This window comes from Pseudoalteromonas sp. KG3 (assembly GCF_030436385.1).
Taxonomy (GTDB): Bacteria; Pseudomonadota; Gammaproteobacteria; order Enterobacterales; family Alteromonadaceae; genus Pseudoalteromonas; species Pseudoalteromonas prydzensis.
In genome coordinates, this window is sequence record NZ_CP098523.1 from 773,371 (window position 1) to 785,962 (window position 12,592).

General features: G+C 40.8%; 11 protein-coding genes and 10 tRNA genes. All 21 read right to left on the minus strand.

The window, feature by feature from the left end; genetic code table 11:
• Window positions 1–259: 259 nt before the first annotated feature.
• The gene (locus NDQ71_RS03750; protein ID WP_301562286.1) at window positions 260–1,504 is read right to left on the minus strand and encodes an integrase domain-containing protein; all 1,245 of its coding nucleotides are present in this window, start codon (window positions 1,502–1,504) and stop codon (window positions 260–262) included.
• A 185-nt stretch (window positions 1,505–1,689) separates the two neighbouring features.
• Window positions 1,690–1,779: transfer RNA gene (locus NDQ71_RS03755), tRNA-Ser, on the minus strand.
• A 148-nt stretch (window positions 1,780–1,927) separates the two neighbouring features.
• Entirely contained in the window at window positions 1,928–2,968 is a 1,041-nt protein-coding gene (nadA, locus tag NDQ71_RS03760) for a quinolinate synthase NadA (RefSeq protein WP_064666937.1), read from the minus strand.
• Window positions 2,969–3,265: 297 nt separating this feature from the next.
• A tRNA-Lys gene (locus NDQ71_RS03765) sits at window positions 3,266–3,341 on the minus strand.
• Between the two features lie 67 nt (window positions 3,342–3,408).
• Window positions 3,409–3,484 (minus strand) — tRNA-Lys (locus tag NDQ71_RS03770).
• A gap of 67 nt (window positions 3,485–3,551) precedes the next feature.
• Window positions 3,552–3,627: transfer RNA gene (locus NDQ71_RS03775), tRNA-Lys, on the minus strand.
• A 67-nt stretch (window positions 3,628–3,694) separates the two neighbouring features.
• A tRNA-Lys gene (locus tag NDQ71_RS03780) sits at window positions 3,695–3,770 on the minus strand.
• 67 nt (window positions 3,771–3,837) lie between these two features.
• Window positions 3,838–3,913, minus strand: a tRNA-Lys gene (locus NDQ71_RS03785).
• 68 nt (window positions 3,914–3,981) lie between these two features.
• Window positions 3,982–4,057, minus strand: a tRNA-Lys gene (locus NDQ71_RS03790).
• Window positions 4,058–4,122: 65 nt separating this feature from the next.
• A tRNA-Lys gene (locus NDQ71_RS03795) sits at window positions 4,123–4,198 on the minus strand.
• Between the two features lie 66 nt (window positions 4,199–4,264).
• A tRNA-Lys gene (locus NDQ71_RS03800) sits at window positions 4,265–4,340 on the minus strand.
• A gap of 78 nt (window positions 4,341–4,418) precedes the next feature.
• Window positions 4,419–4,494 (minus strand) — tRNA-Lys (locus NDQ71_RS03805).
• A gap of 168 nt (window positions 4,495–4,662) precedes the next feature.
• Window positions 4,663–5,415 (minus strand): tol-pal system protein YbgF, encoded by a 753-nt coding sequence (gene ybgF / locus NDQ71_RS03810; protein WP_064666938.1) that lies wholly within the window; start codon window positions 5,413–5,415, stop codon window positions 4,663–4,665.
• Window positions 5,416–5,428: 13 nt separating this feature from the next.
• On the minus strand, window positions 5,429–5,971 hold the full coding sequence (gene pal / locus NDQ71_RS03815; RefSeq protein WP_192540511.1) for a peptidoglycan-associated lipoprotein Pal: 543 nt from the start codon (window positions 5,969–5,971) through the stop codon (window positions 5,429–5,431).
• 35 nt (window positions 5,972–6,006) lie between these two features.
• The gene (tolB, locus tag NDQ71_RS03820; RefSeq protein WP_192540510.1) at window positions 6,007–7,365 is read right to left on the minus strand and encodes a Tol-Pal system beta propeller repeat protein TolB; all 1,359 of its coding nucleotides are present in this window, start codon (window positions 7,363–7,365) and stop codon (window positions 6,007–6,009) included.
• A 9-nt stretch (window positions 7,366–7,374) separates the two neighbouring features.
• Complete coding sequence (tolA, locus tag NDQ71_RS03825; RefSeq protein WP_192540509.1) at window positions 7,375–8,301, minus strand: cell envelope integrity protein TolA; 927 nt, start codon at window positions 8,299–8,301, stop codon at window positions 7,375–7,377.
• A gap of 1 nt (window position 8,302) precedes the next feature.
• Complete coding sequence (gene tolR / locus NDQ71_RS03830; RefSeq protein ID WP_192540508.1) at window positions 8,303–8,737, minus strand: protein TolR; 435 nt, start codon at window positions 8,735–8,737, stop codon at window positions 8,303–8,305.
• Entirely contained in the window at window positions 8,724–9,428 is a 705-nt protein-coding gene (tolQ, locus tag NDQ71_RS03835; RefSeq protein WP_064666943.1) for a protein TolQ, read from the minus strand. Before tolQ ends, tolR begins: the two co-directional genes overlap by 14 nt.
• Before the next feature lie 891 nt (window positions 9,429–10,319).
• A complete protein-coding gene (gene ruvB / locus NDQ71_RS03840) occupies window positions 10,320–11,327 on the minus strand; it encodes a Holliday junction branch migration DNA helicase RuvB (protein WP_192540507.1) in 1,008 nt (335 codons plus the stop codon).
• Window positions 11,328–11,334: 7 nt separating this feature from the next.
• Entirely contained in the window at window positions 11,335–11,952 is a 618-nt protein-coding gene (ruvA, locus tag NDQ71_RS03845) for a Holliday junction branch migration protein RuvA (protein ID WP_064666946.1), read from the minus strand.
• A 1-nt stretch (window position 11,953) separates the two neighbouring features.
• Entirely contained in the window at window positions 11,954–12,478 is a 525-nt protein-coding gene (gene ruvC / locus NDQ71_RS03850) for a crossover junction endodeoxyribonuclease RuvC (RefSeq protein WP_064666947.1), read from the minus strand.
• Between the last annotated feature and the right edge of the window lie 114 nt (window positions 12,479–12,592).

Here is a 12,592-nt window from a genome sequence, read left to right on the forward strand (position 1 = left end):
TGGATAAGGGCAAAACACTGAAAATGTTGATTTGTAAGCTAATACACTTTTAAAACGAGCAGGTTGCTCTGCAGTTATTACATTTTTAGGGGGTATAAATAAAGTGTTCATCAATGAACATCCTTGTAAAATCCTTTTTCTAAACTCAGTCTATGTCGCGATAAAAATTATGTCTAGCAATAAATTACAAACCGTGTGCCAACTAACATCATTTAAATTTCGAGAAACAACTGTTGTTTAGCTAAATGAGTTATGTCTATTAACCTACCTTCGATAGATGCTTTGTAAACGATACAGATAAAGACCCTAGAGATGCTTTGTCTATATGGTCGCTCCACCAATTCATTAGCTCTCTCCGTTTTTCTATATATTCAGCTCTATTATAAGCAGAACGAACCTGGTTTTTATCTACATGTGCCAGTGCGGCTTCTATTATATCGGGATTAAACTCATGCTCGTTTAATGTTGTACTTCCAAGCGAACGTAAGCCATGGCTTACTAAACGGCCCTCAAACCCCATGCGTTTTAGAGCCATATTAGCTGTCTCATTGTTGATATGAGTTCTCGGGTTTCTGTCTGACGGAAAAACAAAGTCTCGATGCCCTGAAATTGGTTTTATAGCTTCTAATAACTCTATAGCTTGCTTTGATAGAGGAATGGCATGCTCTCTGCGCTTTTTCATACGTTCAGCTGGAATAATCCAAAGTTTATTCTCAAAATCAACTTCATCCCAACGAGTACCTGCCGCTTCACCTGGGCGGGTAAGAGTATGTAACTGCCATTCAATCAAAAAACGAGTTACTCGTTTAATTGACGCCGTTGCAAGCGTTTGCATCAATTCAGGCAGCTCTTCTGGTTTTAACGAAGGCATGTTTTGCTTTTGTGGCTTTTTAAATGTTTCTTTTATTCCAGCAAGGGGATTCGCTTGAATATAACCACTATTAACTGCATAGGTCATCACTTGGTTTAATCGTTGGCTCAAACGCTTAACTGTTTCTAGAGTACCTTTAGCCTCTATAGGCCTTAAAATTTTTATGACTTGTGGTGCATTAATTTTGCCAATTGGATATTTACCAATAACCGGCAGTATATGGTTATTTAACGATCGCCAAATATCTTCACCATGGGCTTTGGTAAAATCTGGCTTTTTCACTTCAAACCACTCTAAAGCTACTTTATTGAGTGTTAACTCTTCCTCTGCTCGTTTGTGAGCAAGGGTTGCATCTCGGCATTCTTTAGGATCAGTGCCTAAAGCAACTAGTTCTCGAGCTTCCTGCGCGAGCTTCCTAGCATTAACAATAGAAATATCAGGGTACTTACCAAGCCCCATGTTAATACGCTTACTTTTAATAATTGGATGATAATAATTAAAGTTCCACGTTTTAGCGCCTGTACTGCGCACCCTTAATTGCAGCCCATTACCATCAGAAAGAACATAGTCTTTTTCTTTTGGTTTGGACTTTTTAATTTCAGTATCAGTAAGTTGCTTTACACTTCTTGCCATTAGGTCACACTTTAACTATTTATAGTATACCTGAGTATGGCACATTTTAGCTGGGATACCAGAAGGTATACTAAAACTCTGCGCTTGGATGGGATGCCATAGGACCCGAAAAGACGCTAACATATTGATTTAACTTTACTGAAGGCACAAAAAAAGACGTCATGAGACGTCTTAATATTAAATAATGGCGGTGAGGGAGGGATTCGAACCCTCGTTAGGGATTAACCTAAACACACTTTCCAGGCGTGCGCCTTCAGCCACTCAGCCACCTCACCGCAGGCGTTAATGTATAACGCGGCGTAATAGTATGAAATCACGCCCTGTGGTGCAAGGTGTTTTTCCCTTTTGCCTGTTAACTGCCTAGTAAACAAACAAAAAAGGCCGCTGATAGCAGTATCAGCGGCCTTATCTTTATAACTTAGTTTAGCGTTGTAGTGACGCTGAGAAATCGAGCATACGATTAAGCGACTTGAGTGCGCCTTCACGAAGGTCCATATCTACAAACACTTCCTTGCCAGTTGCATCTAATAACGCTTCCTCAATCGCTTTGAGGCCGTTCATTGCCATCCACGGGCAGTGCGCGCAACTCTTACACGTTGCGCCTTCACCTGCAGTTGGTGCGGCAACAAATTCTTTATCAGGACAAAGCTGCTGCATTTTATAAAAAATGCCGCGATCGGTGGCAACAATAAACTTTTGATTAGCCATTGTTTGCGCTGCTTTGATCAATTGACTAGTTGACCCTACCGCATCCGCTAACGCAACAATCTCTGCTGGTGATTCTGGGTGTACTAATACGCCCGCATCTGGATACAGCGCTTTCATGTCTTTTAACGCTTTGGTTTTAAACTCGTCATGCACGATACATGCGCCATTCCACATGATCATGTCGGCGCCGGTATTCTTTTGAATATAGGCACCTAAGTGTTTGTCTGGGCCCCAAATGATTTTTTCGCCCATTTCATCAAGATGCTCAACAATCTCAAGCGCACACGATGAGGTTACGATCCAATCTGCGCGTGCTTTAACAGCAGTCGAGGTATTGGCATACACAACCACTTTACGATCAGGGTGCTGATCACAAAATGCTGAGAACTCTTCAATTGGGCAACCAATATCAAGCGAACAGGTTGCTTCAAGCGTTGGCATAACCACGGTTTTGTTCGGGGTTAATATTTTAGCTGTTTCACCCATAAAACGTACGCCCGCGACAATGATCATGTCAGCATCGTGCTTTGCGCCAAAGCGTGCCATTTCTAACGAGTCGGCAACGCAGCCGCCTGTTTCTTCAGCAAGCGCTTGAATTTCAGGATCAGTGTAATAATGGGCAACCAATACGGCATTTTTATCAATCAATAATTGTTTGATACGTGCTTTGTATTGCGCTTGCTCATCATTATTCAATGGAGCTGGTTTAGGAGGAAAGATATAACCTTCAGGCATAATAGTTTGAGCTAAACTCATTTCTCGACCACTTAATCTACAGTGCAATTATGGGGCGAATTATACGAGAATATAAAACTAAATAACAGTAGTGTGCATAAATACCAATCGACTTAAATATTAAACCATCCTAGCGGGCTAAATAAAGCGTTAGCTGCGTTAGTCACTTAACACGATTGATACATTACCAATTTGATTAACGTATTTATATTTTAGCTATTAGCTAATTGACTATGAAGAGTGAGAATTTCGAATATCAGGAGAGTAAGGTTTAACAAAACAAACGGTTAGATTTAATCTAATGCAAAGATACCAAAATGGTGGGTCATGATGGACTTGAACCATCGACCAATGGATTAAAAGTCCACTGCTCTACCAACTGAGCTAATGACCCGCTCTGGTGCTTATGAAAGCTGCGTAAATCCGCCGATTAAACCATTCGTTATTACTTGAATAAAGAATGGTGGGTCATGATGGACTTGAACCATCGACCAATGGATTAAAAGTCCACTGCTCTACCAACTGAGCTAATGACCCGCTCTAGTGCTTATAAAAGCGTTGCGTAAATCCGCCGATTGAAACCATTCATTACTCGAATAAAGAATGGTGGGTCATGATGGACTTGAACCATCGACCAATGGATTAAAAGTCCACTGCTCTACCAACTGAGCTAATGACCCGCTCTAGTGCTTATAAAAGCGTTGCGTAAATCCGCCGATTGAAACCATTCATTACTCGAATAAAGAATGGTGGGTCATGATGGACTTGAACCATCGACCAATGGATTAAAAGTCCACTGCTCTACCAACTGAGCTAATGACCCGCTCTAGTGCTTATAAAAGCGTTGCGTAAATCCGCCGATTGAAACCATTCATTACTCGAATAAAGAATGGTGGGTCATGATGGACTTGAACCATCGACCAATGGATTAAAAGTCCACTGCTCTACCAACTGAGCTAATGACCCGCTCTGGTGCTTACAACACGCTGCGTAAATCCGCCGATTAAACCATTCGTTATTACTTGAATAAAGAATGGTGGGTCATGATGGACTTGAACCATCGACCAATGGATTAAAAGTCCACTGCTCTACCAACTGAGCTAATGACCCGCTCTGGTGCTTATGAAAGCTGCGTAAATCCGCCGATTGAAACCATTCATTACTTGAATAAAGAATGGTGGGTCATGATGGACTTGAACCATCGACCAATGGATTAAAAGTCCACTGCTCTACCAACTGAGCTAATGACCCGCTCTGGTGCTTATAAAAGCGTTGCGTAAATCCGCCGATTGAAACCATTCATTACTTGATAAAGAATGGTGGGTCATGATGGACTTGAACCATCGACCAATGGATTAAAAGTCCACTGCTCTACCAACTGAGCTAATGACCCGCTCTGGTGTACCTAAGTACTTACGTAAATCCGTCGATAAAAGACCATTCAATTGTTAACATAAAGCCAAATAAAGAATGGTGGGTCATGATGGACTTGAACCATCGACCAATGGATTAAAAGTCCACTGCTCTACCAACTGAGCTAATGACCCGCTCTTTTTGCCGCAATTTGAGTGGTTGAACCATTCGTTTGCTGCGGGCGCTTATAATACTTATTTAAAAAATGAGTGCAACAGAAAATGTCTCTTTTTTTAAGTTTTTATGTCTAGTTGACCAATTTTAGACCGCTTATGACAAAAAGCAGTCTAATCAAGCTGATTCTACATTTTTGCAATGCGATCAGTGGCCAATTTTGCAGCAGTTGTACTTGGGTATTGATTGATCAAATCATTAAAGGTTTTTAACGCTTGTTCAGCTAAACCTTGTTCTTGTAACAAGGTACCCAGTTTTAACATTGCATCAGGGCGCTTATTTGAATTTGGAAATTCATTTACCACAACTTTAAAGTGATCCGACGCTTTCACGGGGTCATTTTTAATCGTTAGCAATTGCCCCAACCAATAATGAGCGTTCGATGCATACACAGAGTTTGGATACGTGGTTAAGAACGTTTGAAACTCTGGAATGGCCTGATCATAGCGCTTGTCTTTCATTATTAATGCCACTGCGCGCTCGTAAGCTTCATTCTCAGACAAGTCTGAACTAATAGCTTGTTGTGCAACAGGCTCAGCATACTGAGCAGCGCTTGATGCACTAGGCTGCGAATAAGCTTGGCTAACGCGATTTTCAATTTCTTGATAAAGCTCGCGCTGACGTTGTAGCACTTTTTCGAGTTTGTAGGTTTGTTCTTCGGTGATCCCGCGAACTTGACTCACTTCATCTTGCAGCCTATTTAACTGTTGCTGTAACTCAACTTGCAGTAAGTTGCGCGACTGCATCATGCTCTCAAGGGCAGCAAGGCGTTTTTCGATACTTGATTGTGAACTCGCAGCTTCTGAAACAGGAGCGGGAGCAGCCCAAATTTGGGTGCTCCCGCTCAATATCATGGCTGCCAAAATAATTTTCGGCTTCATAATGTCTCTAATCTTAGTAAACTAGTACCGCACGGCGGTTTTTAGCGAAAGCAGATTCAGTGCGTGATTTAACCATTGGCTTCTCTTCACCATAGCTCACTACTGACATTTGGCTTGCTGAAACACCTAAGCTTTGTAGGTATTTTTCAACTGCTTGGCCACGGTGCTCACCCAGTGCAATATTGTACTCAGGTGTGCCACGCTCATCGGCATGACCTTCAATTAATACTTTAACTGATGGGTTTTTAACTAAAAACTCAGCGTGTGCACGAAGTAATTCGCCGTACTGACCTTGAATAACCGCAGCGTCAAAACCAAAGTAAATAACTTGCTCTTGACGCAATTCGTCGTACTTCTGACGAAGCTCTTCTTGTGCTTGTTGCTCTGGTGTTAATGTTGTAACTTCAACTGCATCATTATCTGTTGTTTGCTCAACAGTTGCTTGATTTGATTGATTTGCTGCACCTTCATCGATATCCGAAGATGAGCTACAAGCTGCTAGTGTCATAACTGGCACAGCAATTAGCAGGCCTTTAAGTATTTTATTAAGTTGCATTTAGTAGATTCCTATATTGAGTAAACCAGCAAATATTACTGTAAATAAGGCGACCACGCGGGTGCCTTTACTTGTCCATTTAGCACAGGTAACCGTGCTTTAAAGCGACCGTCCATTGATACTAGCGCTAGTACCTGCTTATTATTATGAAGCGTGCTATAAATGATCATCGAGCCGTTTGGCGCTATGCTCGGTGATTCATCTAGGCGCGTTCGTGTTAATACTTGGAATGCGCCTGTAGCCAGCTCTTTCTTAGCGAGATGGTACTGCCCGTTGGTACGGTTAACCATCACTAATTCTTTGCCGTCAGGGGTAATTGAACCTGCAAGATTCATATCACCATCAAAGGTCATGCGTTGTGACCTACCTGTTTGTAAATTTAACTTATAAATCTGAGCATTACCACCCCTTTCAGAGGTAAACACGATATCCTGACCATTCGGATGCCATGACGGCTCAGTATCTATACTACGGTGGTTAGTTAAACGAGTTTCCTTACGTGTTGCTAAGTCTAGCATATACACTTCTGTTGCACCGTTTCTGTCTTTTGACAATACTAACAATAATTTTTTACCGTCTGGCGAAAATTGTGGCGCGCCATTAATACCCTGATGGCTAGTGATAAGCTCACGCTTACCAGTATATAAGTCTTGGATATAAATTTGGCTTTGACGATTTTCAAAGGTCACATACGCAAGCTTAGTTCCATCTGGTGACCATGCTGGTGACATAAGTGGTTCTTGTGAACGCAATAAAACCTGTTCATTAAACCCATCGTAATCAGCGACTACTAGCTGATAAGGCTTTGGTTCATCATCACGCACTATTACATAAGCAATTTTAGTTAAAAATGCGCCACGTTCACCGGTGAGTTTTTCATAAATAACATCACTGATGCGATGTGCATATCGTCTAAAACCAGTATCACTGATCACACTTTCGCGCGCTTCTTGGATATGATCTTGGTTTTTAATTAGTTTACCGTTGCTCATCATTTGCGTTTCACCACCAGTGATTTGACCGCGAATAACATCAACCAACTCATAACGAACTAAGTAACGGCCATCAGTTTGCTGCTCAACTTCACCCACTAAAATAGCTTCAACGCCTTTATTTACCCATGCAGCATAGTCTACGTCTGCATCTTTGCTAGGTAACTGCGGCATTTCATTAACGCCGATTGGTTTGAATTTACCGCTGCGCATTAAATCTGCTGCAATCACATCACTAAGCTTTTGTGGGATTGGCCCCACACCTTTATATTTAAATGGCACGATCGCAATTGGTCGCGCGCCATCAATGCCTTCGGTTATGACTATTTCAAGTGCTGCATTAGCAACACTGGTAAAGCCTAAAACGAAAATTAAACAAACTGTTTTCAACTTGTTGAACATACCATTCCTTTAAAATTGTGGCTTAATTGTTAAGTTAATATTTTTTAATTGCTCAAACACATCTTTATCTTTAGAAACCGGCAGTGTATCAGCCATACGAACCGCTCTAAGTGCCGCTTCACATACTAACTTATCTCCGCCTAAAGATTGCACCTGCGTTACCAAGCCATTAAAACCTAGACGTATATTGACACGACATTGTTGATTTTTCATTTTTTCATCAATTAATAAATTTTGCTGAATACGCGCCATTATTAATGCTTTGTATTTATCAACCTCAGTGCCTACCTGCTGTTGGCGAACTTTATTGCGTGCAGCTTGCTCTGAAGCTAGCTGCTCTTGCAGCATTTGTTCTTGCAATGCTTTTTGACGCGCTTCTTCCGCGGCTTCTGCACGCTTTTTAGCGGCTAATTCTTCACGTTTGCGCTCGTCTGCAGCTTTCTTTAAAGCCTCTTCTTCCGCTTTACGTTTTTCAGCCGCAGCTTTAGCAGCGAGTTCTGCTTGCTCTTTTTGCTTTTCAGCTTGCTGTGCTTTTTCACGTTCTTTTTGTTCAATTTCACGGGCTTTTTTAGCCTGTGCTTGGGCTTGTGCTGTTTCTTTCTCTTTCGCGCGACGCTCTTGCTCTAGCTTTTTAATGCGGCGGTCTTCTGCTTCACGTTGTTTACGTGCATCTGACGCACGACGCTCTAAATCCCGAATACGTTTATCTTCAGCACGTTTTTTGTCATCTTCTTTACGTTTTAACTCAGCAATTTTTTGTTCAACCATTTTTTGGTCAACAGTCACCGCTGAAACCGCATTTTCTGCCTCTGGCATGGCAGTATTTAACGTCACTTCCATCACTGTTGGCGAAGATGTGTGAAAATTTGCTGTACCAACCAACACGCCAATAATCGCAAGGTGCAACAACACTGATTTTATTATTGAAGCACGCATATTAACCTTTACTTCCTTCAAATGATTCAGTCATTAATCCCACCGAAGGCACACCCGCATTTTTCAAAAAGTCCATCAGTAACAATACTTCTTGGTACGATACTTTGCCTGAACCTTTGATCATCACTGGGGTTTCTGGGTTTTTCATTAGTTGCAATTTGATCACAGCTGCAACATCTAATGCTTCGATTGGCTCTTCAGGATCAGTACCAATACTGACATAGTACTTACCTTGTGCGTCGATAGAAGCAATAATTGGCGGCGTATCTTTTGTATCAACTAAATCTGATTCTTCCATTTTTGGTAAATCAACTTTAACACCATGTGTGATCAACGGCGCTGTCGCCATAAAGATGATCAACAATACCAACATTACATCTATATAAGGAACTACGTTAATCTCTGCAACAGGACGACGTTTCTTACGCTGATACATTCGCTTTTGCCTCTATTTGTGTAGCTGCTTGACGGTGTAAAATATTTGCAAACTCTTCCATAAAGTTAATGTAGTGTGATTCCAGCTTTTCAACTTTATTAGCAAAACGGTTATAGGCGATTACCGCTGGAATTGCTGCAAATAGACCCATTGCTGTTGCAATCAAGGCTTCTGCGATACCAGGTGCAACCATCTGTAATGTAGCTTGTTTTACTTCACCAAGCGCTATAAAGGCGTTCATGATCCCCCAAACAGTACCAAATAAGCCGATATAAGGACTAATAGAGCCAACGGTTGCTAAAAACGATAAACTCGATTCTAGTTTTTCAATTTCACGAGATAAAGCCACACGCATTGAACGATGTGTACCTTCCATAACAATACTCGCACTTTGAAACGACGTTTTTTTATGACGGGCAAATTCTTTAAAGCCAGCAATAAATAATGCTTCTATACCGCTTGAGTTACCACTGCGTGATGAAATTTCGTTGTAAAGTTTACTTAAATCAATACCAGACCAAAATTTTTGTTCAAAGCGCTTAGCATTTGTTAACGCCTCAGAAATCGCTTTCTTACGTTGAAAAATAATTGCCCATGACATAACTGACATAGCTACCAGCGCCAGCATTACCAACTGCACAAGAAAACTTGCTTCTAGAATTAAATCTAAAAAATTAAGCCCTGAACCCACATTAAACTCCTAATAAGATTTCTTGTAAAAATACCATTTCTTTTTACGCTAGGTATCTGACCAAAGGGTTGGCCAAAAGTTGCAACTAGTGTATCGATTCAGATCCTTGCTGACAACGCTATTGCTGTGAATTAGCAACAAAAAACGTTGAAAAGCAGGTCTGCAGCTTTTTTGTTAAGCTAAAAAACCAAGACACTTAAATCTCTATTCATAGCGGCTTATGTCAACATTATCGCCCAGTGCGTATTTATAAACAAAAACCATGTAAAACACCTTGTTTATTCACAATCAATGCATAACCAAGCAAAAGCAACATTTTAAACTACAGACAGGACAGTTTAACTAATCTGTTTAAAAACCAACCACACAAATAAAATTTCATAAATTCAACAAACTAATAACTTGTTGTGAATTTTATGAACAAAAAAAATACAATCATAAAAGCCTAGCTATTAGTTTTTTTAATCTGAAAATTAAATTTTTCTAGTTTGAACAAAAAACAACAATTGCGTATTATTCCCCCATACCGAGCTAGCGCAGTAATGAATACTTCATTAAGCCCAGTTCTTTGCAATATGATTCTGATTTTTCGTATTGCTAAGCTTAAAGTCCTCTTGATAAAACTCGAAGAATTTAAGCTGTGTTCCCTGGATTACTTCCTTCAACTTGTTGTTTGCCCGCATTCTTATGCGGGCTTTTTTTTGCCTAAAAATAAAGTAAAGCACCGCGATATGGGGCATACAATATCGTTTACAAACTTAACAGCATGTGAATTATAATAGCTAAACGCTTAGGTAGATAGGCGCTAAGTGGTTAAAAAAGAACTGTTGAGTTATTTGCAGAGGATAATTTGCAGCCATATTTGAGTATATAGCTGCAAAAAAATATACTTTATTGTTGTTTGGGTAACAAACCAAAGTGATGGTAGGCGTTATCAGAGACAATACGCCCGCGAGGAGTACGCTGGATAAAGCCTTGTTGAATTAAATAAGGCTCAATCACATCTTCAATCGTTTCTTTTTCTTCACCAATAGCAGCTGCAAGATTATCTAAACCAACCGGGCCACCCATAAATTTTTCTATGATTGCAAGCAAGTATTTACGGTCCATGTAATCAAAACCGCTTTTATCTACATCAATCATGTTAAGTGCCAGCTCTGCCACTTCGGCATTAACAGTACCATCTGATTTAACTTGCGTATAATCTCGCACTCGGCGCAATAAGCGATTTGCAATACGTGGAGTACCACGAGAGCGTTTAGCTATTTCAACGGCGCCATCATCACACATTTGTAAATTTAAATAATGCGCTGAGCGCCCTACTATGGTTGACAGATCAGCAACAGAGTAAAACTCTAAACGCTGCACAATACCAAAACGATCTCTAAGTGGTGACGTTAATGACCCTGCGCGGGTGGTTGCCCCAATTAGCGTAAAAGCCGGTAAATCGAGCTTAATCGAACGCGCAGCGGGGCCTTCTCCAATCATTAAATCGAGTTGGTAATCTTCCATTGCTGGATATAAGATTTCTTCTACTTGCGGGCTTAACCTGTGTATTTCGTCAATAAACAGTACATCACCTTCTTCAAGGTTAGTTAGCAGTGCCGCTAAGTCCCCTGCTTTTTCAAGCACTGGACCTGATGTGGTCTTGATACTTACATTTAGCTCGTTCGCGACAATATTGGCTAATGTGGTTTTACCCAAACCCGGCGGGCCAAATATTAATAGATGATCAAGTGCTTCACCGCGGGTGCGCGCCGCTTCTATAAATATTTCCATCTGTTGTTTAACATGGGGCTGACCGGTGTAATCGGCTAATAGTTTTGGTCTAATCGCACGATCAACAACATCTTCATTACTTTGCTCCGTCGCATCAATTAAACGATCCGCTTCAATCATGGTTTACTCACAACATTGATTTTAAAGATTCTTTTATAAGAACCTCTGTAGACATATCAGGCTTGGCCACTGATTTTACTGTTTTTTGTGCTTGCGCCAATTTATAACCTAACGACACCAACGCAGAGACAGCATCGTCCGCAGCATTATTTGCGATCAATGCGTCTGAGGCAGGCTCAATAACGGCATTATCACTAAATGGTGTGAATAAGTCATTACCCCAATCTTTTAATCGGTCTTTCATTTCTAGCACTAAACGCTCAGCGGTTTTTTTACCCACTCCCGGTAGTTTAACTAAACTGGTGGCATCTTCATTATTAACGCAGCTAACAAATTGCTTAGCCGACATCCCAGATAAGATAGCTAATCCGAGTTTAGGCCCTACACCATTGGCTTTGAGTAATTCTCTAAATAATGCCCGTTCAGTTTTATTATTAAAACCAAACAATAACTGTGCGTCTTCTCTTACCACAAAGTGCGTATATACAATGGCCTGTTCACCAATATTTGGCAAATCATAAAAGCAGGTCATTGGCATATTTACTTCATAGCCAACCCCACTTACTTCAAGCAAGATTTCAGGCGGTTGTTTTTCGACTAAAATGCCATTTAAGCGACCTATCATGTTATTTCCTTAATCGTCCTCTAACGGTTTTACTGGCACTGCCCGCTAGTTTTATTAAATTTTGATCTGAATGCGCATGGCATATTGCAATTGCGAGTGCATCGGCAGCATCCGCCTGTGGTGTGCCCGGTAATTTTAAAATATTTTTAACCATGTGCTGTACTTGTGTTTTATCTGCGCCACCGTTGCCAACTACAGCTTGTTTTATTTGCCGGGCGGAATATTCAAAAACAGGAATATCTGCCATTGCCGCACCAACAATTGCCGCGCCACGGGCTTGGCCTAGTTTTAATGCTGAATCGGGATTATGCGCCATAAACACTTTTTCAATGGCAAAATGATCGGGAGAGAATTGTTCGATTAGTTGACTGATCCCTTGGTAAATCATTTTTAATCGAATAGGAAACTCGTGATCGGCTAATTTAATACAGCCACTGCCTAAATAAGTAAATTTAGCCCCTTGATGGGTAATCACCCCATAACCCGTTAATCGTGAGCCAGGATCAATCCCTAAAATAATAGCCAATACTTGCCCAATCAGTGTAAATAGTTAATTGCAGTAATAATGCCAGAGCACTGTATAAATTACCAGTGCATTATTAGCATAAAAAAGCCCGTAACAACGGGCTTAGTTAATTAT